Annotated in this window: 24 protein-coding genes; 16 read left to right on the forward strand and 8 right to left on the reverse strand. The window is 72.9% G+C overall.

Annotated elements, in window-relative coordinates:
- The first annotated feature begins 24 nt into the window (after positions 1–24).
- Positions 25–1,947, forward strand: a complete 1,923-nt coding sequence (locus AB0412_RS16415; protein ID WP_366403248.1) for a serine/threonine-protein kinase — start codon at positions 25–27, stop codon at positions 1,945–1,947.
- A 144-nt stretch (positions 1,948–2,091) separates the two neighbouring features.
- Positions 2,092–3,636, forward strand: a complete 1,545-nt coding sequence (locus tag AB0412_RS16420) for a substrate-binding domain-containing protein (RefSeq protein ID WP_366403249.1) — start codon at positions 2,092–2,094, stop codon at positions 3,634–3,636.
- A 193-nt stretch (positions 3,637–3,829) separates the two neighbouring features.
- On the opposite strand, the gene AB0412_RS16425 is transcribed toward AB0412_RS16420, so the two are convergent.
- Positions 3,830–4,588: an SLATT domain-containing protein gene (locus tag AB0412_RS16425; RefSeq protein WP_366403250.1), complete on the reverse strand. Its 759-nt coding sequence runs from the start codon at positions 4,586–4,588 to the stop codon at positions 3,830–3,832.
- 323 nt (positions 4,589–4,911) lie between these two features.
- Between AB0412_RS16425 and AB0412_RS16430 the strand changes: the two genes are divergently transcribed.
- Genes AB0412_RS16430 through AB0412_RS16440 form a run of 3 tightly spaced genes read left to right on the forward strand, consistent with a single transcriptional unit; the run spans position 4,912 to position 6,567 of the window.
- On the forward strand, positions 4,912–5,256 hold the full coding sequence (locus AB0412_RS16430; RefSeq protein ID WP_260824679.1) for a YbaB/EbfC family nucleoid-associated protein: 345 nt from the start codon (positions 4,912–4,914) through the stop codon (positions 5,254–5,256).
- A gap of 59 nt (positions 5,257–5,315) precedes the next feature.
- Positions 5,316–5,915, forward strand: a complete 600-nt coding sequence (gene recR, locus AB0412_RS16435; RefSeq protein ID WP_145868131.1) for a recombination mediator RecR — start codon at positions 5,316–5,318, stop codon at positions 5,913–5,915.
- The gene (locus tag AB0412_RS16440) at positions 5,908–6,567 is read left to right on the forward strand and encodes a DUF5063 domain-containing protein (protein ID WP_366403251.1); all 660 of its coding nucleotides are present in this window, start codon (positions 5,908–5,910) and stop codon (positions 6,565–6,567) included. Before recR ends, AB0412_RS16440 begins: the two co-directional genes overlap by 8 nt.
- 21 nt (positions 6,568–6,588) lie before the next feature.
- Here AB0412_RS16440 and AB0412_RS16445 read toward each other — a convergent pair whose 3' ends face one another.
- The gene (locus tag AB0412_RS16445) at positions 6,589–7,413 is read right to left on the reverse strand and encodes a helix-turn-helix transcriptional regulator (RefSeq protein ID WP_366403397.1); all 825 of its coding nucleotides are present in this window, start codon (positions 7,411–7,413) and stop codon (positions 6,589–6,591) included.
- 125 nt (positions 7,414–7,538) lie between these two features.
- On the opposite strand from AB0412_RS16445, the gene AB0412_RS16450 reads away from it, so the two are divergent.
- From AB0412_RS16450 to AB0412_RS16470, 5 genes are all read left to right on the forward strand, one after another.
- Positions 7,539–8,156: an NAD(P)H-dependent oxidoreductase gene (locus AB0412_RS16450; RefSeq protein ID WP_366403252.1), complete on the forward strand. Its 618-nt coding sequence runs from the start codon at positions 7,539–7,541 to the stop codon at positions 8,154–8,156.
- 185 nt (positions 8,157–8,341) lie between these two features.
- The gene (locus tag AB0412_RS16455) at positions 8,342–9,619 is read left to right on the forward strand and encodes an aspartate kinase (RefSeq protein ID WP_260824688.1); all 1,278 of its coding nucleotides are present in this window, start codon (positions 8,342–8,344) and stop codon (positions 9,617–9,619) included.
- On the forward strand, positions 9,619–10,692 hold the full coding sequence (locus tag AB0412_RS16460; RefSeq protein ID WP_366403253.1) for an aspartate-semialdehyde dehydrogenase: 1,074 nt from the start codon (positions 9,619–9,621) through the stop codon (positions 10,690–10,692). Before AB0412_RS16455 ends, AB0412_RS16460 begins: the two co-directional genes overlap by 1 nt.
- 427 nt (positions 10,693–11,119) lie before the next feature.
- Positions 11,120–11,695, forward strand: a complete 576-nt coding sequence (locus tag AB0412_RS16465) for a SigE family RNA polymerase sigma factor (RefSeq protein ID WP_260824715.1) — start codon at positions 11,120–11,122, stop codon at positions 11,693–11,695.
- Positions 11,692–12,843, forward strand: a complete 1,152-nt coding sequence (locus AB0412_RS16470) for a hypothetical protein (RefSeq protein ID WP_366403254.1) — start codon at positions 11,692–11,694, stop codon at positions 12,841–12,843. The genes AB0412_RS16465 and AB0412_RS16470 overlap by 4 nt, the downstream gene beginning before the upstream one ends.
- Here the strand turns inward: AB0412_RS16470 and AB0412_RS16475 are convergent.
- Positions 12,813–13,643, reverse strand: a complete 831-nt coding sequence (locus tag AB0412_RS16475) for an SURF1 family protein (protein ID WP_366403255.1) — start codon at positions 13,641–13,643, stop codon at positions 12,813–12,815. The two genes, AB0412_RS16470 and AB0412_RS16475, sit on opposite strands and share 31 nt — an antisense overlap.
- Before the next feature lie 101 nt (positions 13,644–13,744).
- Here AB0412_RS16475 and AB0412_RS16480 point away from each other — a divergent pair, with 101 nt between their 5' ends.
- From AB0412_RS16480 to AB0412_RS16490, 3 genes are read left to right on the forward strand one after another with little or no spacing between them, the layout of a single operon-like run.
- A complete protein-coding gene (locus tag AB0412_RS16480; RefSeq protein WP_366403256.1) occupies positions 13,745–15,544 on the forward strand; it encodes a prolyl oligopeptidase family serine peptidase in 1,800 nt (599 codons plus the stop codon).
- A 32-nt stretch (positions 15,545–15,576) separates the two neighbouring features.
- A complete protein-coding gene (locus tag AB0412_RS16485) occupies positions 15,577–16,590 on the forward strand; it encodes a permease (protein ID WP_366403257.1) in 1,014 nt (337 codons plus the stop codon).
- A complete protein-coding gene (locus tag AB0412_RS16490) occupies positions 16,587–17,318 on the forward strand; it encodes a TIGR03943 family protein (RefSeq protein ID WP_366403258.1) in 732 nt (243 codons plus the stop codon). Before AB0412_RS16485 ends, AB0412_RS16490 begins: the two co-directional genes overlap by 4 nt.
- A gap of 20 nt (positions 17,319–17,338) precedes the next feature.
- Here AB0412_RS16490 and AB0412_RS16495 read toward each other — a convergent pair whose 3' ends face one another.
- Positions 17,339–17,626, reverse strand: a complete 288-nt coding sequence (locus AB0412_RS16495) for a zinc-ribbon domain-containing protein (RefSeq protein WP_366403259.1) — start codon at positions 17,624–17,626, stop codon at positions 17,339–17,341.
- A gap of 228 nt (positions 17,627–17,854) precedes the next feature.
- Here AB0412_RS16495 and AB0412_RS16500 point away from each other — a divergent pair, with 228 nt between their 5' ends.
- A complete protein-coding gene (locus AB0412_RS16500; RefSeq protein WP_366403260.1) occupies positions 17,855–18,334 on the forward strand; it encodes a nuclear transport factor 2 family protein in 480 nt (159 codons plus the stop codon).
- Between the two features lie 63 nt (positions 18,335–18,397).
- On the opposite strand, the gene AB0412_RS16505 is transcribed toward AB0412_RS16500, so the two are convergent.
- Genes AB0412_RS16505 through AB0412_RS16520 form a run of 4 tightly spaced genes read right to left on the reverse strand, consistent with a single transcriptional unit; the run spans position 18,398 to position 20,959 of the window.
- Positions 18,398–18,556, reverse strand: coding sequence for a hypothetical protein (locus tag AB0412_RS16505; protein ID WP_366403261.1), 159 nt, complete (start codon positions 18,554–18,556; stop codon positions 18,398–18,400).
- A gap of 19 nt (positions 18,557–18,575) precedes the next feature.
- A complete protein-coding gene (locus AB0412_RS16510; protein ID WP_366403262.1) occupies positions 18,576–19,520 on the reverse strand; it encodes an MBL fold metallo-hydrolase in 945 nt (314 codons plus the stop codon).
- Positions 19,517–20,086 (reverse strand): flavin reductase family protein, encoded by a 570-nt coding sequence (locus tag AB0412_RS16515; RefSeq protein WP_366403263.1) that lies wholly within the window; start codon positions 20,084–20,086, stop codon positions 19,517–19,519. Before AB0412_RS16515 ends, AB0412_RS16510 begins: the two co-directional genes overlap by 4 nt.
- Positions 20,087–20,137: 51 nt before the next feature.
- Positions 20,138–20,959, reverse strand: a complete 822-nt coding sequence (locus AB0412_RS16520; protein WP_366403264.1) for an SDR family NAD(P)-dependent oxidoreductase — start codon at positions 20,957–20,959, stop codon at positions 20,138–20,140.
- 245 nt (positions 20,960–21,204) lie between these two features.
- On the opposite strand from AB0412_RS16520, the gene AB0412_RS16525 reads away from it, so the two are divergent.
- Entirely contained in the window at positions 21,205–21,675 is a 471-nt protein-coding gene (locus tag AB0412_RS16525) for an SRPBCC family protein (protein ID WP_366403265.1), read from the forward strand.
- 103 nt (positions 21,676–21,778) lie between these two features.
- Positions 21,779–22,897 carry an acyl-CoA dehydrogenase family protein gene (locus tag AB0412_RS16530; RefSeq protein WP_366403266.1) on the forward strand — a complete coding sequence of 373 codons (1,119 nt, stop codon included), beginning with the start codon at positions 21,779–21,781 and terminating at the stop codon, positions 22,895–22,897.
- The last annotated feature ends 234 nt before the right edge of the window (positions 22,898–23,131 follow it).

The following is a 23,131-nucleotide window of genomic DNA, read 5'->3' on the forward strand; positions in this document are numbered from 1 at the left end:
CACTGGGGGGAAGGCGGCGCAGCGATGGAGAAGCTCGGGGCCGGGGATCCGCAGCGGATCGGGGCGTACCGGCTGCTCGCGCGGCTCGGGGCCGGGGGGATGGGGCACGTCTATCTGGCCCGTTCCGAGCGGGGACGCACGGTCGCCGTGAAACTCGTGCGGGAGGAACTGGCCCGGCAGGAGGAGTTCCGGGCGCGCTTCCGTCAGGAGGTGCAGGCCGCGCGGCAGGTCGGCGGCCACTGGACGGCGCCGGTGCTGGACGCCGACACCGAGGCGGCGGTGCCGTGGGTGGCCACCGGGTATGTCGCCGGTCCAAGCCTCCAGCAGGTCGTGGGCCACGACCACGGCGCCCTGCCGGAGCGTTCGGTGCGCATCCTCGCCGCCGGTCTCGCACACGCGCTGCAGGACATCCACGCGGCCGGCATCGTCCACCGCGACCTCAAACCGTCCAACGTGCTGGTCACCATCGACGGGCCGCGCGTCATCGACTTCGGGATCGCACGGGCCCTGCAGACGGTGACCGACGGCGGACTCACCCGCACCGGGGCGCTCGTCGGATCGCCCGGTTTCATGGCGCCCGAGCAGGTGCGCGGCGACCGCATCACCCCGGCCTGCGACGTCTTCTGCCTCGGCTCCGTCCTCGCGTACGCGGCGACCGGCAAGCTCCCCTTCGGCACCGCCAACAGCGGGGTGCACGCGCTGATGTTCCGCATCGCGCAGGAGGAGCCGGACCTGGAGCAGGTGCCCGAGGGCCTCGCCGATCTCGTCCGCGACTGTCTGAAGAAGGATCCGGCCGCGCGCCCCGGCCTCGACGAGGTCCTGGACCGCACCGGCGCGGAGGACACGGTCACCGAGGGCCGCTCCCGCGACCCGTGGCTCCCGAGTGCCCTGGTCGCCCAGCTGGGCCGGCACGCGGTGCGGCTGCTGGACACGGAGGACCCGGAGGCGCCGGCCGCCCCCGGCGGGCCGACCCCCACGGCCGTGTCGGGGACGCCGGTCGCGGCGACCGCCCCGGCACCCGCCGCCGCTCCCTCGGCGCCTTCCGGCGGCACGGGCCCCGCCCCCGCGGCCACCCCGGAACACGCTCCCGCGGACGACGACTCGGGCGCGGCCCCCGGCAGCGCCGGCCCGCCCCGGCCCGGCCGGCCCGGCGGCGGGGGCCCGGTGAACCACCTGCCGACCGTGGTCGTCGGCGGCCAGGGCGGCCCCACGCCACCGCCGAGCCCGGCCCCGGGCGGATACGGCCATCCGCAGCAGCACCCCCAGCCGCCCGCCTACGGCTACCCCTACAACGGCCACCAGGCGGGCGGCGCCACCCCGCCGTACGGCCCTCCGCCCTTCTACGGCCCGCCCGGCCCCGGCCAGGACCCCCGGCGCGACGGCCGGTCCTCCACCGCACTGCTCGTGCTGATCGCGCTGGTCGTCGCGCTCATGGCGGGCGGCACGGTGTACGCCCTCATGAGCGGCGGGGACAGCAACAACCAGGCCGAGGACCCGACGACACCGCCGTCGCCGTCCCCCACCGCACCCGGGACCACGGGGGCCACCACACCCACCACCGACCCGAAGCAGCCGAGCACCGCCGCACCACCCTCCGACGGGGCGATCCCCACCGCCTACCTGGGCACCTGGTCCACCACCATCGACAACGCGAGCGGTGTGCACACCCGTGAGCTCACCATCCAGCAGGGCGAGACCGGCGACACGGTGCTGTCCCTCGTCGCGGACGGCCCCACCGGGAACGGCACCTATCACTGCGTCTTCGAGGCCGACCTGACCTCCGCGTCCGGCGGCCGCCTGGAGATCGGCCCGTCCACCGTCACGGTCGGGCAGCCCCGCAGCGCCTGCACACCGGGCTCCGCCAGCGAGATCACCCTCCTCCCGGACGGGTCGCTCCGCCGCGTGAACACCAGCAACGGCGACGAGCTGACCTACGAGCGCGGCTGACGCGGGACGGACGGAGCCACATCCCCGTTCACCGGGGGTCGTTGAACGTTCGTTGAACTTCCGCGGACGAAACCCGCGCACCCCTTCGCACGGCCGTACGGTGGCCACCCGATCCAACGGGCGGGCAGTGACGGGGGCGGCACGGTGCAGTGGCTCAGCGCGGAGAACCTGGTGGCCGTCTGCACGGCGCTGCTCGGCATCGTCGCCTCGGCCGTCATGGTCTGGTACGAGCGCCGGGTGCCGCGCCGCAAACGCATCGGCTACCGCGTACAGCTGGACACCCCGATCGGCGACGACGGGCAGTCGGGCCGTACGCACCGCCGGCTGGGCTGGTTCGACACGGCGGCCGGCATGACCGACGCCAGCATGGTGCTGCTGCGCATCGAGAACGACGGATCGCAGGGCATCGGCCGCGACGACTACCTGGGGCCCGGCAGCCACGGTCTGACCGTGGAGTTCGGCCGCCGCACCATCCTGGGCGTCTCGGTCACCCAGCCCTCGGAGACCAGCCATCTCCTCGACCACTTCACCCGCGAACGTGGTTTCGCCTACCAGGGCGGCACGCTGCACATCCCCCGCGTCCCGCTGAACCGCGGCGCCTACTTCAAGCTGCTGGTGCTGCTCTCCGGCGGCCACGAGGGCGACGAGATCCAGGTGAGCGGCGATCTCAGCGACGGCGAGGTGCATCGCAACCGCAGCGCCACCCCCGACGAGAAGGCACCCCTGTTCAGCCGCGCCGCCCGGCTGATCACCATCACGCTGACGCTGTGCGTGATCGCCCTCGCCGTGATCGTCGTCGCGCAGGACGACAGCCCGCCGCCGATCGGCTGCGAGAGCGGCACCCTCACCCTGACCGGCTCGACGGCCTTCGCACCCGTGCTGCGGGAGGTCGCGGAGAAGTACGAGCGGGACTGCGAGGACGAGGACACGGACATCGTCGTGGACGCGCACGGGTCGACGTCCGGCATCCGGGAGCTGGCGGCGGCCGGCGCGAAGGCGAAGCAGGGCTCACCGGCGATCGTGGCCCTGTCCGACGGGCCCAAGCCGAGCGGGCTGCCGCGGCTGCGCGAGAACCGGGTGGCGGTGTCGGTCTTCGCGCTGGTCGTGAACGAGAGGGTGGGCCTGCGGAACCTGTCGACCGCGGACGTACGGAGCCTGTACCGGGGGGAGGTCGCGAACTGGCGGGAGCTGGGCGGGCCGGACCTGCCGGTGCGTCTGGTCAGCCGCGACGCCAACTCGGGGACGCGGCAGGTGTTCCAGCGCCGGGTGCTGGGCCGGGGCGAGATCGCCAACTCCTCCCTCGACTGCCTGCACAAGGACGACCCCACGGCCCCTCTCATCCGCTGCGAACTCGACTCCACCGAACAGGTGCTGGCGACGGTCGCCGACGTTCCCGGCGCGATCGGCTACAGCGAACTGAACCTGGCGGACCGCGCGAAGGGCCTGCGCGTCCTGACGCTGGACGGCGAGCCGGCCTCCGTCGACGCCATCGAGAACGGCACGAGCTCCTACCCGTACCGCGAGATCGAGTACGCCTACACCTACGGCCGGCCCCCGGCGGACTCGCTGGCCTCCAGCTTCCTCACCTACCTGACCAGAGGAAACGGCCAGGACGTCATCCGCACCCACGGCCACCTGCCCTGCTGGACCCCGGAGGGCCTGAAACTGTGCGCCCGGCCGAGCCCGTGACAGACCACCCATCCTGCGGGCGGTGGTGGCCGCCCGTCCCACGGGCAGTCGTGCCGCAGGGCGATGGGGGTCCCTCCTGCTCGAGCGAAGCCGAGAGCGGGGGAGGTGGGCGCGGACGGCGCCCTGTCAGCGCCGGGCCGCGCGACCGGCCCCCGGCCCACAGCACCTCCGGCCACCCAGACCCCCGGCCTTCTTACCTCGGCTCCGGCGGACGCTGTCTCGGCATGTTCGGGCGGGGCTGGCCCTGCGGGGACGGGAACCGGCCGTTCGACAGGCCCGACTCCTGCCGTCCCCCGTGCGCCACCGCCGTCTGGATGCCCAGCGGCGCGCCCCCCGTACGGAACTCGACCATCCAGTCCGCCGTCTCGACCCGCACCAGCTCCGTGACGTCCTCCGAGAAGCGGCGCAGCACCCCCAGGCACCGCTCCGCCGCCTCGCTCGCCGTCCCCTCCGCCGGCCCCAGCACCTCCCGCACGCACTCCGACGCCCAGTCGAACTGCAGCGCCTGCAGCCGCCGCTGCACCGCCTGCGCCGTCGCCACGTCCCTTATCCACCCGGACGTCACCCCGAAGAACCGGTCCCCGGCCACGCACGCCACCCCGAGCAGCAGCGCCAGATACCCCCAGGGCGCCACCCCGCCGACCACCCCGGTCAGATCCAGCAGCGGCAGCGCCGCCCCGGTCACCGCCCCCGCCGCCGCCCCGCCGCGCAGCGCCCGCGCGCACCGCCGCTTCCACACCCGGTCCGCGAGGTACCAGGCGGCCGTCTCCAGCGCGCCGCGCTCCACCCACCGGTACAGCTCGTCCAGCCGGGCGGCCGGCTCGCCCCAGTCGCCGAGCGGGAAGACCCGCCCGCCCAGATCCCCCGGCCGCAGGCCGGCCGCCCCCTCGCCGCGCAGCTCACCGCGTCCGTCCTGAGGCCGACCCTCGGGCTGCATCTCCGGCTGACCCACCCGGTACTCCCTACTGACCGCAACTACCGTGACTGACCCCGACTGATCCGGCTGATCCCCGTCCGCCCCCGGTCGGCACGTACCGTTCACGCCGTGCACGAAGCGTGACGCCTGGTGTCGATGTGGCTGACCCTTCCTACCGCCCAATGGGTGGCGGAGTCGGGGGTTCGGCCGCTTTTCCGCCCGTAAGGGGGCGTTGATCAGGTATAGGGCCCCGGCCGGACTCACTCGAAAGAGTGCTGGGGCGACGGCTGCCCCGACCACGTAGGCTCGTGCCGAACGGGAAAATCACCCGAGCGACGCAGTGACGATGGGAGCAGATCGTGATCCCCGGTGGTGGCCAGCCGAACATGCAGCAGTTGCTCCAGCAGGCCCAGAAGATGCAGCAGGACCTGGCCAAGGCGCAGGAGGAACTCGCGCGCACGGAGGTCGACGGCCAGGCGGGCGGCGGCCTGGTGAGGGCCACCGTCACCGGCTCCGGAGAGCTGCGCGCGCTGAAGATCGACCCGAAGGCGGTGGACCCGGAGGACACCGAGACCCTCGCCGACCTGATCGTCGCGGCGGTCCAGGCGGCCAACGAGAACGCGCAGACGCTCCAGCAGCAGAAGCTCGGCCCGCTCGCCCAGGGCCTGGGCGGCGGCAGCGGCATCCCCGGTCTGCCTTTCTAAGACGGACCGAAGCCCTCTACCGTACGTAGTGCAGGAACCCCAGGAAGGACGGCAGTCCGTTGTACGAAGGCGTGGTGCAGGACCTCATCGACGAACTCGGGCGGCTGCCCGGCGTCGGTCCCAAGAGCGCCCAGCGCATCGCCTTCCACATCCTCCAGGCGGAGCCGACCGACGTACGGCGCCTCGCACACGCCCTCATGGAAGTGAAGGCGAAGGTCCGCTTCTGTGCGACCTGCGGCAACGTCGCGCAGGAGGAGCAGTGCGGGATCTGCCGCGACGCCCGCCGCGACCCGGCCGTCATCTGTGTCGTGGAGGAACCGAAGGACGTCGTGGCGATCGAGCGCACCCGTGAGTTCCGGGGCCGTTACCACGTCCTCGGCGGCGCGATCAGCCCCATCGACGGGGTCGGACCCGACGACCTGCGGATACGAGAACTTCTCGCGCGGTTGGCCGACGGCACGGTCACCGAGCTGATCCTGGCCACGGACCCGAATCTGGAAGGCGAGGCCACGGCCACGTACCTCGCCCGCATGATCAAGCCCATGGGCCTGAAGGTCACCCGCCTGGCCAGCGGCCTCCCGGTGGGTGGCGACCTGGAATACGCGGACGAGGTCACCCTCGGCCGTGCCTTCGAGGGGAGACGACTCCTAGATGTCTGATGCCACGCTGCACGCGACCGACCAGAACCCGGACGACTTCGCGGTCCAGATCGCGGATCAGATCGAGAGCTTCCTGGTCGCCGTCACGGAGGTGGCGAAGGGCGACGAGCCGGACTCGGCGGTCCCCTTCCTCCTCCTGGAGGTCTCCCAGCTCCTCCTGGCCGGCGGCCGTCTCGGGGCCCACGAGGACATCGTCCCGGACGAGCGCTACGAGCCGGACCCGGGCCCGGAGCCGGACGTGGACGAACTCCGCGAGAACCTCGCCCGCATGCTGGAGCCGATCGACGTCTACTCCGAGGTCTTCGACCCCTACGAGCCCCGCAAGGCGCCCGTTCCCGCGCGCATCTCGGACGACCTGACGGACGTCATCACCGACCTCCGCCACGGCATGGCCCACTACCGCGCCGGCCGCACCACGGAGGCCCTGTGGTGGTGGCAGTTCTCCTACTTCTCCAACTGGGGCAGCACCGCGTCCGCGACCCTGCGCGCACTGCAGTCGGTGGTGGCCCACGTCCGGCTGAACCAGCCCCTCGCGGAACTGGACGGCCTCGACACCGACCAGGGCATGGGCGACGACACCCTGGAGTTCGAGGCGGGCAAGGTGATGGCGGAGGAGATCGCGGGCCCACTGGGCATGCGGCCGGTGCAGTAGGAAGCGCCGGTGCAGCAGGATCTACCCCACGATCCGCAGCTCCCCGCGGCGCACCCCCAGCACCCGCTCCAGCGCCGCCTCGGCGGCAGTGTCGGCGGGCAGGTGCACCATCAGGCGCTGGCCGTCGTCGACCGGGAGCTCCAGCACCTCGTAGGCCAGGCGTAGTTCGCCCGCGTCCGGGTGGGCCATGCGCACCACGCCGCTCGCCGTCGGCAGGCCCGGCAGGCGTGCCATCCGTTCCGTGAACTCCCGGCCCGCCAGCAGGCCCAGCTCGGACACCAGTGCGCTGCCGCCCGGTGACTGCCGCACCGGTCCCTGCTTCAGGGCCGCCACCTGGTCGTCCGCCACGCGGTCCCAGTCGGGGTACGCCGTGCGCGCCCGCTCGTCGGTGAGGACGAACCTCGCGAGGTTCGGTGGCTCGCCGTCGAGCAGGCCCAGGGGGCGCGCCAGCCGGTCGTAGCCCTCGGTCCAGGCGAGGGCCTCGCTGAGGGTGTTGAGCAGGACGGCCGGGGTGGGTTCCAGCCGGTCGAGGAGCATCCGGACCGTGGGCCGGACCGTGCGCACCGGCGGGGGAGCGCCGCAGGTGCCTCCGCTGATCGTCTTGGCCAGGCGGTGGAGGTGGACGCGCTCGGCGGTGGTCAGGCGGAGTGCGTCGGCGAGGGCGGTCAGGACCTCGCCCGAGGGGCGGCGGTCCCGGCCCTGTTCGAGACGGGTCACGTACTCGACGCTGACGCCGGCGAGGGTGGCCAGTTCGGAGCGCCGCAGACCCGGGGTCCGCCGTCGCGGCCCGGCCGGGAGGCCCACCTCCGCCGGTGTGCGGGCCTCGCGGCGAGTGCGCAGGAACATGCCCAACTCGTTGTCGTCGCTCACGCGTTCAACGTAACAAGCGGGGCGCTGCGGAGGGTGGCCCTGCCACTACCACCCTCGGCGCGGTCTCCCTCCCCTCGGCCGCGCCGAGGAACGTAAGGGCCATGACGACCGACCCGAACCCGAACCAGAACGTGAACTCCGACCCGCTCCACCTCACCGTGATCCTCGGCAGCGTCCGCGAAGGCCGCTTCGGGCCCGTCGTGGCCGACTGGATCACCGAACAGGCCACCGCGCACGGTGCGTTCGAGGTGACCACCGTCGATCTCGCCGACGTCGACCTGCCGCCGGTCCTCCCCGCCACCCCACCCGCGCTCGACCCGGACCCCGAGCGGCCGGCGGGGATGGCACCGCTGACCCGGGCCCTCGACGACGCCGACGCGATCGTCGTCGTGACCCCCGACTACAACCGCAGCATCCCGGCGTCGCTGAAGACGGCGATCGACTGGCACTTCACCCAGTGGCAGCGCAAGGCGATCGGCTTCGTCGGGTACAGCGGTGCCTCGGGCGGGATCCTCGCCATCGAGCATCTGCGGCAGATCTTCGGCGAGCTCCAGGCCCACACGATCCGCGACTACGTGTCCTTCCCCCGTTACTACCAGCACTTCGACGAGGCGGGTGCCTGGGCGGCCCCCGACGATCAGGAGGCCGCGGCCAAGGCGATGCTCGACGAGCTGCACTGGTGGGCCGGGACCCTGCACCACGCCCGCCGGAGGATGTGACACGGGTCGCTTTTCCGAGTGGCCCGCGTGCCCCTGGGCATGAGCCCTCCTGCACGAGTGCCCGGATGTCTCACCATGCGATATCGCGGAGGGGATTTTCGGGCGCTCGATAGACTGACTGCCGACCGCGGCCTGCACACATGTGTACGGACCGTGGAAAACGACGGACTGAGCGAGGAGCGCACGTGGGCCTTGTCGTGCAGAAGTACGGAGGCTCCTCCGTAGCCGATGCCGAAGGCATCAAGCGCGTCGCCAAGAGGATCGTGGAAGCCAAGAAGAACGGCCACCAGGTGGTCGCCGTGGTTTCCGCGATGGGCGACACGACGGACGAGCTGATCGATCTCGCCGAGCAGGTTTCCCCGATCCCTGCCGGGCGCGAGCTCGACATGCTGCTGACCGCCGGAGAGCGGATCTCCATGGCACTGCTGGCCATGGCGATCAAAAACCTGGGTCACAACGCCCAGAGCTTCACCGGCAGCCAGGCAGGTGTCATCACCGACTCGGTCCACAACAAAGCCCGCATCATCGATGTCACGCCGGGCCGGATCCAGGCCTCGGTGGACGAGGGCAACATCGCCATCGTCGCCGGGTTCCAGGGCGTCAGCCAGGACACCAAGGACATCACCACCCTCGGGCGGGGCGGGTCCGACACCACGGCCGTGGCGCTCGCCGCCGCGCTGAACGCCGAGGTGTGCGAGATCTACACCGACGTCGACGGTGTGTTCACCGCCGACCCGCGCGTGGTGAAGAAGGCCCGGAAGATCGACTGGATCTCGTTCGAGGACATGCTCGAACTGGCCGCCTCCGGGTCCAAGGTGCTGCTCCACCGCTGTGTGGAGTACGCCCGCCGGTACAACATCCCGATCCACGTCCGGTCCAGCTTCTCGGGGCTTCAGGGCACGTGGGTCAGCAGCGAGCCGATCAACCAAGGGGACAAGCAGGTGGAGCAGGCCATCATCTCCGGTGTCGCGCACGACACCTCGGAGGCCAAGGTCACGGTCGTCGGTGTGCCGGACAAGCCGGGCGAGGCTGCCTCGATCTTCCGCGCCATCGCCGACGCCGAGATCAACATCGACATGGTCGTGCAGAACGTGTCCGCCGCGTCCACGGGCCTGACGGACATCACCTTCACCCTGCCCAAGGCCGAGGGCCGCAAGGCCATCGACGCCCTGGAGCGGGCGAAGACCGCGATCGGTTTCGACTCGCTGCGCTACGACGACCAGATCGGCAAGATCTCCCTGGTCGGCGCCGGTATGAAGACGAACCCGGGTGTCACGGCCGACTTCTTCACCGCGCTCAGCGACGCCGGGGTGAACATCGAGCTGATCTCGACCTCCGAGATCCGCATCTCGGTCGTGACCCGCAAGGACGACGTGCCGGAGGCCGTGCGCGCCGTGCACTCCGCCTTCGGTCTCGACTCCGACAGCGACGAGGCCGTGGTCTACGGAGGCACTGGCCGCTGATGGCCGGAACCGGACGGCCCCCGCGGGTCGTGCGACCGACGCTCGCGGTCGTGGGAGCGACCGGCGCCGTCGGCACGGTCATGCTCCAGATCCTGTCCCAGCGGGCGGACATCTGGGGCGAGATCCGACTGATCGCCTCATCGCGCTCGGCCGGCCGCAAGCTGGCCGTGCGCGGCGAGGAGGTCGAGGTCGTGGCGCTCACCGAGGAGGCCTTCGACGGCGTCGACATCGCGATGTTCGACGTGCCCGACGAGGTCGCCGCGCGGTGGGCGCCCGTCGCCGCCGCGCGGGGCGCGGTGGTGGTGGACAACTCCGGCGCCTTCCGGATGGACCCGGAGGTTCCGCTCGTCGTCCCCGAGGTCAATCCGCACGCGGTGCGGATGCGGCCGCGCGGGATCGTCGCCAACCCGAACTGCACCACGCTGTCCATGATCGTCGCGCTGGGCGCGCTGCACGCCGAGTTCGGCCTGCGGGAGCTGGTCGTCTCCTCGTACCAGGCGGTCAGCGGCGCGGGGCACGCGGGCGTGCGGACGCTGCGCGAGCAGCTGTCCCTGGTCGCCGGCACGGAGCTGGGGACCAGCCCCGGTGACGTACGGCGGGCCGTGGGGGACAACACCGGGCCGTTCCCGGAGCCGGTCGCGCTGAACGTGGTGCCGTGGGCCGGCTCGCTGCGGGAGGAGGGCTGGTCGTCGGAGGAGATGAAGGTCCGGGACGAGTCCCGCAAGATCCTGGGCCTGCCGAACCTTCCGGTCGCCGTGACCTGCGTACGGGTCCCGGTGGTCACCACGCACTCGCTCACCGTGCACGCCCGCTTCGAGGACGAGGTCACCGTCGACCGGGCCCGCGAGATCCTCGCCACGGCGCCCGGTGTCGTGCTGTTCGACAACCCGGCCGCGGGCGAGTTCCCCACGCCGGCCGACGTGGTCGGCACCGATCCGACGTGGGTGGGGCGGGTGCGGCGGGCGCTGGACGACCCGACCGCGCTGGAGCTCTTCGTGTGCGGGGACAACCTGCGCAAGGGAGCCGCGCTCAACACCGCGCAGATCGCGGAGCTGGTGGCGGCCGAGACCTAGGGGTGTCCGCCGGACGTCAGGGCCGGTGGGGCCGGTGGGGCCGGTGGCTCAAGGTCTGGACCAGCACCTGGGAAAAAGTTGAGGCCTGCACTAAGTTTCTTTGTAGGTTCTGTGTAAATTTACCTCCCCGCTCTCCGCAACCAAGTGGACGGCGGGGAGCGTCTTTGCGATCACCCTTTCCGGTGCGTGGGGACGCCTGGAACCGGGCGTGGGGACGCCCGTTCAGTTCGGGACATAGGGGAAGAGCGGGACACATGAGGGCAATGGACGTCGGCGCAAAAGTGACGCCCGGCACGTACAACCCTTACGGGGGGAAGCGTGTCCAACTTGCGTGGCTGAGGTACTCGACTTCACAGCGCCGCGTGGCACGGCCCTCAGGCCGCCCCGCCAGGCTCTCCGACCCCGCATGCCCGGCTCGCCCGGTGGCATGCCGGTGATCGCGCCCATGCCCGCAGCGCGGCCGGCCCGCCTCCCGAACCAGCGTGACGGCGCCGACGAGGCAGTGGCGGCCGGAACGACCGTCGATCACCTCACCGAGACCTACCGGGCGCACTACCGCTCGCTGCTCGGCCTCGCCGCGCTCCTGCTCGACGACACCGCCTCCTGCGAGGACGTCGTCCAGGAGGCCTTCATCCGCGTGCACTCCGCCCGCAAACGCGTCCGCGACCCGGAGAAGACCCTGGCCTATCTGCGCCAGACGGTCGTCAACCTCTCCCGCTCCGCGCTGCGCCGCCGCATCCTCGGCCTGAAGCTGCTGTCCAAGCCGATGCCCGACATGGCGAGCGCGGAGGAGGGCGCCTACGACCAGCTGGAGCGCGACTCCCTCATCCACGCGATGAAGGGGCTGCAGCGCCGCCAGCGCGAAGTGCTGGTGCTGCGCTACTTCGCGGACATGACCGAGGCCCAGGTCGCGGAGACCCTCGGTATCTCCCTGGGGTCGGTCAAGGCGTACGGCTCGCGCGGCATCGCGGCGCTGCGGCTGGCCATGGAGGCGCCGGCATGAGCGACGGCAACACCGCCCGTCCCGAGGACCACGGGCCCGAGCAGGCACGCGAGCCCACCGGGCCGCACGGGCACGCAACGAAGCAACCGCACGCTGGGAACGGAACTGTGAACCACGGCCTGGACGACCAGAGCCCCGACGGGCTCGACTCGGACGAGCTGAACCTGCGCGCGATGCTGCACCAGGCGGTGCAGCAGGTAGAGCCGAGCGACGGCACGCTGGAGTATCTGCGCCGCGCCGTCCCCGCCCGCCGGGCCCGCAAGCGGCAGGCCCTGGTCGGCATGGCCGCCGCCGCCCTCTTCGTCGGCACCGCCGTACCGGCCCTCGTCCACGTCTCCAACTCCACCGGCTCCGACGCCAACCCCTCCGCCATCGGCCACGCCTCCTCCGCCCAGGGCGGCACCAGCGAGGGCAAGGGCCCCGGCAACGGCGAGAGCACCGCCGGCGGCTCCTCGGACAAGGTCGAGGACGGCGGCAAGGAGAACGGCAAGGACAAGGACAAGGGCGCCGGCCCCGGCGCCGGCACGGGCGCCACCGAAGGCGCCGACCCCTCGTCCGGCATGACCGCCGAGGCACCCGCCTGCACCGCCGCCGAGCTGGGCCCCGCGGTCGCGAGCAGCGCCGCCCCCGACTCCACCGGCGCGGTCTACGGCTCCTTCCGGGTCACCAACGTCTCCGGCGCGAGCTGCACCGTCACCGGCCCCGGTGGCGTGGGCGTGACCCCTGCGGGCGCGGCCGACGCCACGAAGATCGGCTCGATGCGGCACGTGGCGGGGGACCCGGCGGCCGGCCTGCCGGACCCCTCCCTGGAGGTGCCGCAGCTGGTGCTCAAGCCGGGCGAGGCGTACGAGGTGAAGTTCGCCTGGGTGCCCACCGAGACCTGTCCCACCCCCGGCGAGACCAACGGCGGCTCCACGGGCGGTCCCTCGCCCGACCCGACGCCCACCGAGGACCCGACGACGACCGCCGGGACGTCCACGGGCGGCGACACGGGCACCTCCACGCAGCTGCTCACGGAGGACGGCGCGGCCGACGGCAGCGTGACCGTCACCTACACGCCGGAGACGGGCAGCGGCTCGGCGTCGGTCGTGGTGACCAACGCCTGCGCGGGCTCGGTCTACTGGACGGGCCTGCTGACGGCGACCTGATCCCGGTCCTCGCGCCGCTCGGGCTCCTGCGGCTGCTCGTCGTCCGGGAGCAGCCCCAGCTCCGCGTCGCGTGCGAACTCCAGCTCGCGGCGCAGCAGGCGGAACCACATGAACACCACGAAGCCCACGAACGCGAACCACTCGGCGGTGTAGCCGAGGTTCTGGAACGCTTTCAGGTCCAGCCCCGTGCCGCCCGGCGCGGTGGCGGGCACCGCCTTCATCCCGGAGTCGCCGCGGTTGAGCGTGACGAACGCGTCGTACACGTCGTAGGGCACGAGGTTCACCAGGGACGCCGCGCTGATCGCCGCGGTCTGCCCCTTCGGCAGGCCGCCGCGGGCGCTGACGCCGTTGTTGCCGGGCGTCTCGGACGCCTGGAGCGCACCGGAGACGCTCACCTCACCGGCGGGCGGCGCGGGCACGTCGGCCGGGTCGGGCGTGCCGGGCAGCCAGCCCCGGACCACGGGCAGCGCCTTGCCGCCGTCGGTGCGCAGCAGCGCGAGCACGTACGTCCCCGGTCTGCCGTCCAGCTCCCGGTCGGGCACGAGCAGCTGCTCGTCGTACCGGCCGCGTGCGGTGACCTGCTTGCCGGAGGTCTCCTTCGTCACGGGCAGCAGCGCGTCCAGCGGCCGGGGGGCCTCCTTCTTGGCGGACGCGACCTGTTCCTCGGCCGCACGGTGATTCTCGACCCGGTCCTCGAACCGGCCCAGCTGCCAGGACCCCATGAAGACGCAGAAAGGGATGGCAAGCACCACGAAGAGGTTGATCCCCCACCACCGGGGCGTCAGCAGAAACCGGTACACACCACAACGGTACGGGTGGCGGACGGGTGCCTTTCCGACGGGGGGTGGAACAGCAGGCCCCATGGCGCTACGCACCCCCTCCCAGCGGGCAGTATGGGCCCATGACTGAGCCACACGCCCCCGCCTCCGAGATGCCCGACTGGGAGAAGCGATTCCGGGCCCCCCGCGTCTCCCTCCCCGAGTGGGCCGAAGACGCACCCGACCGCTCCCTCTTCGTGTCGAACGCGACAGGAACGTACGAGCTGTACGCCTGGGACCGCTCGACCGGCGAGCAGCGCCAGGTGACGGACCGGCCCAACGGCACCACGGACGGCGTGCTCTCGCCCGACGGCGAGTGGATCTGGTGGTTCGACGACAAGGACGGCGACGAGTTCGGCGTCTGGCGCCGCCAGCGCTTCACCGGCGGCGAGGACGAACTCGCCACCCCTGGCCTCGACCCGTCCTACCCCGCCGGTCTCGCCCTCGGCCGGGACGGCCGTACCGCGGTCGTGGGCCGGTCGACGGACGAGGAGGGCACCACGGTGCACCTGGCCCGCATCGGCGAGCGTCCCGTGGAGATCTACCGGCACCGCGAGTCCGCGGGCGTCGGCGACCTCTCCCACGACGGCACGCTGATCGCGATCGAGCACACCGAGCACGGCGACGCGATGCACTCCGCGCTGCGCGTCCTGCGCCCCGACGGCACACCCGTCGCCGACCTCGACGACACCGAGGGCGGCACCCGCGAGCTGGGCCTGGAGGTGCTGGGCTTCGCACCCGTCGCCGGGGACACCCGGCTGCTCATCGGGCATCAGCGCCGCGGCCGCTGGGAGCCGCTGGTGTGGGACGTGGCGACGGGGGAGCAGAGGGACCTCGCCCTGGAGCTGCCCGGCGACGTCAGCGCCGAGTGGTACCCGGACGGCACCGGGCTGCTCATCGCGCACAGCTTCGAGGCCCGCAGCGAACTGTTCCGCTACGACTTCGCGGCCCGCGAGCTCGTGGAGCTGCCCACCCCGCCCGGCACCGTCTCGGGTGCGACCGCCCGCCCCGACGGCAGCGTGGAGTACCTGTGGTCCTCGGCGGCCGAACCGTCGGCGGTCCGCTCCACGGCGGGCGGGGTCGTCCTGGACCCGCCCGGGATGAGGTCGCCCGGCTCGGTCCCGGTGGAGGACGTGTGGGTGGAGGGCCCCGGCGGCCGTATCCACGCCCTCGTGCAGAAGCCGGCCGGCGCCACCGGACCGCTGCCGACCGTCTTCGACATCCACGGCGGCCCCACCTGGCACGACAGCGACTCCTTCGCCGCGGGCCCCGCCGCCTGGGTCGACCACGGCTACGCGGTCGTCCGCGTCAACTACCGCGGCTCCACCGGCTACGGCCGCGCCTGGACCGACGCGCTCAAGCACCGCGTCGGCCTGATCGAACTGGAGGACATCGCCGCGGTCCGGGAGTGGGCGATCGGCTCCGGGCTGGCCGACCCCGCCCGGCTGATCCTCACCGGCGGCTCCTGGGGCGGCTACCTCACCCTCCTCGGCCTCGGCACCCAGCCCGACGCGTGGAGCCTGGGCATCGCGGCGGTGCCGGTCGCCGACTACGTCACCGCGTACCACGACGAGATGGAGGCGCTGAAGGCGATGGACCGCACGCTGCTCGGCGGCACCCCGGAGGAGGTTCCGGAGCGCTTCGAGGCGTCCTCCCCGATCACGTACGTCGACCAGGTCAAGGCACCCGTCTACATCTCGGCCGGTGTCAACGACCCGCGCTGCCCGATCCGCCAGATCGAGAACTACGTCCGGCGCCTGGAGGAGCGGGGCGCGGTGCACGAGGTGTACCGGTACGACGCGGGCCACGGCTCCCTGGTGGTGGACGAGCGGATCAAGCAGGTCCGGCTGGAGCTGGACTTCGCCGAACGGCACCTGGGCTGAACGCCGGCGGGCGTCCCCGCGTACCCAAGGGCGTGGCCAGCACGAGGACGGCTCCGCCGGAGCAGCACACGCGGGAAGGGGAGGCCGAGGAGGCCCGCCGCCTCACCTCCCCGCTGCTGCTGACCCTCGTCCTGCTCACCGCGGTGATGTTCCAGGACCCGGTGCGCCGGGCCCTGGCCGCTCCGGTGATGCAGAGCTGGATGACGGTGTTCGTGGCGGTGATCGTGCAGGCCCTGCCCTTCCTGGTGCTCGGGGTGCTGCTGTCCGCCGCGATCGTGGTGTTCGTCCCGCCGTCCTTCTTCGCCCGCGCCCTGCCCGGGCGTACCGCCCTCGCCGTGCCGGTCGCGGGGGCGGCGGGCGCGGTGCTGCCGGGCTGCGAGTGCGCGTCCGTCCCGGTGGCGGGCGCGCTGGTGCGCAGGGGGGTGGCCCCGGCGGCGGCCCTCGCCTTCCTGCTGTCGGCGCCCGCGATCAACCCGATCGTGCTGACGGCGACCGCGGTCGCCTTCCCGGACGACCCGGAGATGGTCCTCGCCCGTTTCGTGGCGAGTCTGCTGGTGGCGTGCGCGATGGGCTGGCTGTGGCAGCGCCTCGGCCGCGGCGACTGGCTGCGGCTGCCCGCCCGCCCGGCCCACGACGGCGACCGGGGCAGGGGCGCCGCGTTCTGGGGGTCGGTGCGGCACGACGTGATGCACGCGGGCGGGTTCCTGGTGGTCGGCGCGATGGCGGCGGCGACGCTGAAGGCGGTCGTCCCGGCCGAGTGGCTGCGGGCGGCGGCCGGCAACCCCGTGCTGTCGGTGCTCGCCCTGGCGGCCCTCGCCGTGCTGCTGTCCATCTGCTCGGAGGCGGACGCGTTCGTGGCCGCGTCCCTCACGCAGTTCTCGCTGACGGCCCGGCTCACTTTCCTGGTCGTCGGGCCCATGATCGACCTCAAGCTGTTCGCCATGCAGGCGGGCACCTTCGGGCGGGCCTTCGCCCTGCGCTTCGCGCCCGCGACCCTCGCGCTCGCCGTGGCGGTGTCGGCGCTGACGGGAGCGGTGCTGCTGTGAGGACCCGTCTCGACCGTCAGGCGCAGTCGGCGCTGCTGTTCCTGCTCGGCGCGACCGTGCTGCACGCGGGCCTGACCGACCTCCACCTGCGCTATGTCAAGGCCGGTCTGCGCCCGTTGCTGCTGCTGGCGGGCGCGGTGCTGATCGCGACGGCGGGGGCGACGGTCTGGTACGAGTGGCGGGCGCGGGCGGGGGGCGGGGGTGCCGGGGCGGCGAGCGGGCACCGCGAACCCCGTATCTCCTGGCTGCTCGCCCTCCCCGTCCTCGCGCTGATCCTGGTCGCCCCGCCGGCCCTCGGCTCCTACAGCGCGAGCCACACCGGCACGGCCCTGCAGGAGCCCCTCGGCTTCCCGGAGCTCCCCGCCGCCGGCCCGCTGCGCATGGGCGTCGGCGAGTACGCGGCCCGAGCCGTCTACGACGAGGGCCGCCGCCTGCGCGACCGGCCCCTCACCCTCACCGGCTTCCTGACCGTGGATCGCTCCGGCCGGCCGTACCTGGTCCGCATGACCCTGAACTGCTGCGCGGCCGACGCCCAGCCGATCAAGGTCGCCCTGACCGGCGACCTGCCCCCGGTCCTCCAGCCGGACACCTGGCTGGAGGTCTCGGGCACGTACACCCCTCGCCGTACCAAGGACCCGGTCAACGCGGGCCCCGTCCCGTACTTCCAGGTCACGGCGACGAAGCCGGTCCCGGCGCCGAGGGACCCGTACGAGAACTGGAACGGCTGAGGGACGCGGTCAGGAGGCGGTCAGGACTGGTACGGCTGCTGCTGGTGCGGCTGCCCGTGGCCCTGTCCGCCGGCGGCGGCCTGCGCCTGGAGCTGCGTCGCCTGCTCCGCGGTCACCCGCTGCTCCGCACCGCAGAACGTGCACTGCGTCGCGTACTTCGTCGAGACCGGGAAGAGCGGCACGAAGAACAGCGTGAACTTCGTGACCCGCTTGCGCAGCGTGTGCGCGGCGGGATTGCCGCACTGGCCGCACACCAGCGTGAGTATCGCCAGCTGGTAGAGGTATCCCTTGGTGCCGAAGATGATCACGTCGTCGGTCCTTCCGGTCGCAGTCGGCAGTGTGACAGGCCGGAACACTGCCGCAGCCTGCACGGAGAGTGTGACTCCGCCGCTGTCAGGATGTCGACCACGAGTGATGTCCGACTGGCGGTATCCGGTGAGCGCGGTCGAGTCGGGCACCAGTGGGGCTGCAGGGGGCGGCGGCAGGGTGGGGCGGTGAGAGGGCCCTCAGGAGGGGGTCCCGGGAAGGGAGTCGTCATGTCCCAGTCGGTCGGTACGGACAGCGCCCCGGCAGGAGCGCGGGCGCCGGTGCGGCCCGTGTCCGGGGATCTGTACGCCGAGGTGCGCACGTTCTACGCACGGCAGATGCGGCGGGTCGACGCGCTGGACATCGCCGGGTTCGCCGCCACCTTCACCGAGGACGGCGAGGTCGTGCACGCCGGGGGCCAGCGGCAGCGGGGGCGGGCCGAGATGATCGCCGGGATGCGGGCCAACCTGCCGCGCTACCGCGACATCGCCGTGCGCCACTGGTTCGACCACCTGCTCATCGAGACGGACCCCGTGGACGAGGACACGCTGCGGGTGTCGTACTACACCCTGGTCACGCAGACGGACCGCGACGGCAGGGTGTCCTTCCAGCCGACGTTCACCGTGGAGGACGTCCTCGTGCGCCGCGACGGGCGGCTGCTGACCCGGTCGCGGGTCATCCACCGTGACGCTCCCGTCGAGCAGGGCTGAGAAGCCACGGAGGCGCACAGGGGTGAGGGGGCCCGGGCCGGGCCCCCTCACCCCTGTCGTGCGTCAGTCGATGCCCCGGCAGATGTGGGGTTCGCTGCCGTCGTCGTCCGGGTCGCCGGCGAGGATCCGCGGCTCCCAGAGGTAGCCCTCGGCCGGCGGCCGGTGCTCGGTGTCGGTCCCCGGAGCCTCGGTCCGGCGTTCCAGCACACTGATGGTTGCCATGTCCTCGTCCTCTCGGTCGTCAGGCGTGGCACGCGGGCAGGCCGCCGTGGAAGGCGACCATCTCCTTGAAGGAGGCGGCGACGTCGATGCGGGCCCCGGGCGGCAGGCCGTCCAGTTCCGCGTAGGCCCGATGCAGGTTGCCGACCAGCCGCTCGGGGTCGGTCAGGCCGGCGAAGGCGCCGAGGTCGGCGCGGGCCGCCGCCTGAAGCGGGGTGAGGCCGGCGCGCCTGCCGTCCTCCGCCAGACGCAGGATCAGGCGCAGATACGCCTCCGTGGCGTCGATCAACTCGGTGCCGCCGACCGGGCCGTGCCCGGGGACGACGACGCGGGGCCCGAGCGAGCGCAGACGGTCGAGCGCCCGGAACGACCCCGAGATCGAGCCCATGAGGACGTACGGGGTGACGCCGGACCACACCACGTCGCCGGCGAACAGCACCGACCGCTCCGGCACCCAGGCCACCACGTCGTTCGCGGTGTGCGCGGGGCCCACGTGCAGCAGCTCCACGCTCAGGTCGTCGGCGTGCAGCGTCAGCGCCTCGCGGAACGTCAGGGTCGGCAGGGTCAGCGGGGTCTCACCCCAGACGACGTCCGGCCACAGCTGCCGCAGGCCGAGGCCGGCCTCCGCGGTGTCGGCGCGGGTGCCCTCATGGGCGACGATCACCGCGCGGGGGGCGAACTGCCCGTTGCCGAAGGTGTGGTCGCCGTGGAAGTGGGTGTTGACGACGAAGTCCGGGCCGCCCGGCACGATCCGCTCCACCTCCTCGCGCAGCCGCCGCGTCCGGGACTCGGTGGCCGCCGTGTCCACGAGGACGCTACGGCCGCGTCCCGCGACCAGGCCCGCGTTGTTCAGGCACCAGCCGCCGTCGGGCTGGACGAAGGCGTACACCCCGTCCGCGACCGGGGTCAGCGTCGGGGGACCGGCGTCCGGGGTGATGGCGTCGTGGGTGACGGTGTCCGTGGTCATGCGGCGGCCTCCGGCCGGGTCGCGGGCAGCCGTTCGTAGCGGCCCTGGTGGAAGACGAGCGGGGCGGACGGACGCGGGCCGCAGGTCAGGGCCACGACCCGGCCGAGGAACAGCACGTGGTCGCCCGCCTCGTGCGCGGTGTGCAGGACGCACTCGAGCGACGCCTCGGCCGACGGGAGCACCGCGTGGCCGCTCACCCCGCGCACCGCGCCCAGCCGCCGCATCGCCGCCCGGCCCTGCGGGCGTTCCGCGCGGCTGAACTCCCGTGCCAGGCCCAGCTGTTCCTCGCCCAGCACGTTCACGGCGAAACCACCGCCGTCGGCGATCACGGGGCGGAGCCGTCCGTCGGCGCGGATCGACACCAGGACCAGCAGCGGGTCGAGCGAGACGGAGGTCAGGCTGTTGAGGGTCATGGCCGCCGTGGCGTCGCCGCTGCCGTGGGTGAGCAGGGCGACCCCGGTGGGGAAGCGGCCCATGGCGGCGCGGTAGGCGGCGGGGTCGGGCCCGCCGGGCACCTCGACGGGCGCCGCGCGGGGCGGTGTTCGCGGTGTGGTCAGGGAGGTCATGGCGGCGGCTCCGTTTCCGCGGTGCGGGCGAGGCCCATCAGTAGGTGCCCATCAGTAATTGCCGAGGCCGCCGCAGACGTTCATCGCCTGGGCGGTGATCGAGGCGGCGGTGTCGGAGACCAGGTAGCCGACCAGGCCGGCGACCTCCTCGGGGGTGGAGTAACGGCCGAGCGGGATCTTCGCGTTGAACTTCTCCTGGATCTCCTGCTCGCTGACGCCGAAGTGACCCGCGTAGCCCTGGCGCACCCGCTGGGCCATCGGGGTCTCGACGTACCCGGGGCAGACGGCGTTGACCGTGATGCCGGTCTGCGCCAGCTCCTTGCCGACCGCCTTGGTGAAGCCGATGACGCCGTGCTTGGACGCCGAGTACGGGGCGGCCAGCTCCACGCCCTGCTTGCCGCCCGTCGAGGCGATGTTGACGATGCGGCCCCAGTCGCCGTCCCGCATCAGGCCGGTGGACAGGACCTCGCGGGTCACCCTGAACGTGGCGTTCAGGTTGGTCTCGATCACGTCGTCCCAGAGTCCGTCGGGAAGCTCGGCGGTGACCCCGCCGCCGCCCCGGCCCGCGTTGTTGACGAGGATGTCGATGCGGCCGTACGCGGCGACGGCCGCGCGGACGGCGGCGCCGATCTGCTCGACGGAGGTCACGTCGCACACCGTGCCGGCGACCTCCAGTCCCTCGCCGCGCAGCCGCTTGACGAGGGCGCGCACGCTCTCCTCGCCGCGGGCGACCCCGAAGACCGCCACGCCCCGGCGGGCGAGCAGCTCGGTCACGGCGAGGCCGATCCCGCTGGTCGCCCCGGTGACGAAGGCGACGTGGCGCGTGCCGCGCCGGTGGTCCGTGTCCTGCTCGGTCAGCTGGTCCGTCGTCATCGCTTAACTCCCCTGCTGGTGGCTCGGCGCCGTGGTGGCCACGACCGTGAACCCGCCACCTTGCGCGCCGCTCGCACCCGGCCGGAGGGGCGGTGGGGCGGTGCCTCCGCCGTGCCCTCCGCCGCCGCTTCCGCCGTGCCCTCCCTCGCCGCTTCCGCCGTGGCCTCCACCGGCGTTCCACGCGGGGTCCAGCGGGATCGGTGAGCGTCGGGACGTCCAGTGACCGGACCGACCGAGGAGGGCGTGTGCCCGAGCAGCAGACGATTCCGGATGTGAGGAAGTCGGTGACCGTGGCGGCCACGCCCGAGCACTGCTTCAAGGTGTTCACCGAGCGCCCCGCCGACTGGTGGCCGCCGAGCCATGTCCTGCTGAAGAAGCAGCGGGTGGGCCTGGCCTTCGAGCCGGGCGTGGGCGGCCACTACTACGAGTGGGACATCGACGGGAACCGCATCGACTGGGGCAAGGTCCTGGAGTGGGAGCCGGGCCGGCGGCTCGTCATGACCTGGCGGATCGACGCCGACTGGCAGTCCATACCCGACGACGAGCGGGCCAGCCGCATCGAGGTCGAGTTCACGGCCGTCGACGACACCCACACCCGTGTCGAGCTCGCGCACGTGGCCCTGGAACGCCACGGCGAGGGAGCGGACCGCATCTTCCGCGCCCTGGACGGGCCCAGCCCCGGGGAGACGCTGGAGCTGTTCGCCAAGGCGATCTGAGCGGCACCCGCCCGACGCACCCACCGCCATCCCGCCCATCTCCCCGTCCCTCAGGAACGGCCCCCACCCCGACCGCAGTTCTCTCAGCCAGGAGGTCTTCAGGATGTCCGTCGACTTGGAAGCGCAACCCGGGGTGGCCGGGGCTGCCGAGGGGGTACGGGACCTCGCGGCCCGGCATGCCGCCGACGCCGACAGCAGCCGGAAGCTGCCGCGTGAGGTCGCCGACGCCGTCCGTGACGCCGGGTTCGCCCGGCACTTCGTCGGGCGGGCGCACGGCGGCGCCGAGGGGACGTTCGCCGAGCTGACCCGGGCGGTCGTCACGGTGGCCCGGGGCTGTGCGTCCACCGCCTGGTACGCCTCGCTCGCCGCCTACTCCGGCCGTATCGCCTCCCACCTGCCCGAGGCCGGTCGCCAGGTCGTGTGGGCGGACGGCCCCGACGCCGTGATCGCGACCGCCCTGATGCCCGCGGGGCGGGCCGAGAAGACCGACGGCGGGTGGCGGCTCAGCGGCCGCTGGGGCTACGTCAGCGGCATCGACTTCGCCGACTGGATCCTCGTCTGCGCTGTCGTCCGGGGTGCCGAAGGGCCGCCCGCCCTGCGGTTCTTCGCGCTTCCGTGGGGCACCTGGACCGTCGAACCGACCTGGGACAGCGTCGGCATGCGGGCGACCGGCAGCCACACCGTGACCGTCACCGACACGCTCGTGGCCGAGCCCTTCTCGTTCGACCGGCAGGAGCTGCTCACCGGGCGCAACGGCTCCTCCGACCGGCCCGTCCACAACGTGCCGCTGCCGGCCGTCGCCGGGCTGCCGTTCGTGGCTCCCGTCGTGGGCGCCGCCCTCGGTGCCCTGGACGCGGCCGCCGCGACCGTCACCGGCCGCCGCCGCACCCCGGCGGGCGAAGTGAAGCTCGTCCGCGCGGCCGGCCGGATCGAAGCGGCGCGGCTGCTCGTGGAGCAGAACGCCGAGGCCGCCGACACGCACCGGTTCGACCGTGGCCTGCTGGCCCGCGCCGAACGCAACGCCACCACGGCCGCCGAGATCCTCCGCGAGTCCGCGGGGCAGCTCGTCGCCCTCGCGGGCACCGGGGGCCTCGGCGAGACCCACGCGCTCCAGCGCCACTGGCGCGACATCACGTCGGCCACGAGCCATGTCGCGCTGCAGTACGAGACATCCGCAGCGAAGAGCCACGCGAACGCCCTCCTCGGCCCCGCGGAGGAGTGACGAGAAACCGGGGGTGCCCGGTGAGCCCCTGCCCGGGGTGCCGGGGACCGGGGTGTCCCGTGACCGGCCGTCGGGGGTCCCGGGGCCGGGTTCCGGTGACCGGTCGTCGGACATCCCTCGCCGGGCGTTCGTGACCGGCTGTCGGGCGCTCCGGGGCCGGGGTGTGTGGAGCCCGGTAGGGCGGGTGGGGGCCGGGTGTTGCAGGAAGCGGGCCTAGCCCGGAGGACTGATCAT

It is taken from the genome of Streptomyces sp. NPDC052012 (genome assembly GCF_040689265.1).
GTDB lineage: Bacteria > Actinomycetota > Actinomycetes > Streptomycetales > Streptomycetaceae > Streptomyces.

What these genes read in the sequence shown, in the direction of transcription:
- AB0412_RS16415 (WP_366403248.1), top strand. Translation starts at nt 25, where the DNA reads ATGGAGAAGCTCGGGGCCGGGGATCCGCAGCGGATCGGGGCGTACCGG.
- AB0412_RS16440 (WP_366403251.1), top strand. Translation starts at nt 5,908, where the DNA reads ATGTCTGATGCCACGCTGCACGCGACCGACCAGAACCCGGACGACTTC.
- AB0412_RS16445 (WP_366403397.1), bottom strand. Translation starts at nt 7,413, where the DNA reads ATGTTCCTGCGCACTCGCCGCGAGGCCCGCACACCGGCGGAGGTGGGC.
- AB0412_RS16450 (WP_366403252.1), top strand. Translation starts at nt 7,539, where the DNA reads ATGACGACCGACCCGAACCCGAACCAGAACGTGAACTCCGACCCGCTC.
- AB0412_RS16460 (WP_366403253.1), top strand. Translation starts at nt 9,619, where the DNA reads ATGGCCGGAACCGGACGGCCCCCGCGGGTCGTGCGACCGACGCTCGCG.
- AB0412_RS16465 (WP_260824715.1), top strand. Translation starts at nt 11,120, where the DNA reads ATGCCGGTGATCGCGCCCATGCCCGCAGCGCGGCCGGCCCGCCTCCCG.
- AB0412_RS16470 (WP_366403254.1), top strand. Translation starts at nt 11,692, where the DNA reads ATGAGCGACGGCAACACCGCCCGTCCCGAGGACCACGGGCCCGAGCAG.
- AB0412_RS16480 (WP_366403256.1), top strand. Translation starts at nt 13,745, where the DNA reads ATGACTGAGCCACACGCCCCCGCCTCCGAGATGCCCGACTGGGAGAAG.
- AB0412_RS16500 (WP_366403260.1), top strand. Translation starts at nt 17,855, where the DNA reads ATGTCCCAGTCGGTCGGTACGGACAGCGCCCCGGCAGGAGCGCGGGCG.
- AB0412_RS16505 (WP_366403261.1), bottom strand. Translation starts at nt 18,556, where the DNA reads ATGGCAACCATCAGTGTGCTGGAACGCCGGACCGAGGCTCCGGGGACC.
- AB0412_RS16510 (WP_366403262.1), bottom strand. Translation starts at nt 19,520, where the DNA reads ATGACCACGGACACCGTCACCCACGACGCCATCACCCCGGACGCCGGT.
- AB0412_RS16515 (WP_366403263.1), bottom strand. Translation starts at nt 20,086, where the DNA reads ATGACCTCCCTGACCACACCGCGAACACCGCCCCGCGCGGCGCCCGTC.
- AB0412_RS16520 (WP_366403264.1), bottom strand. Translation starts at nt 20,959, where the DNA reads ATGACGACGGACCAGCTGACCGAGCAGGACACGGACCACCGGCGCGGC.
- AB0412_RS16530 (WP_366403266.1), top strand. Translation starts at nt 21,779, where the DNA reads ATGTCCGTCGACTTGGAAGCGCAACCCGGGGTGGCCGGGGCTGCCGAG.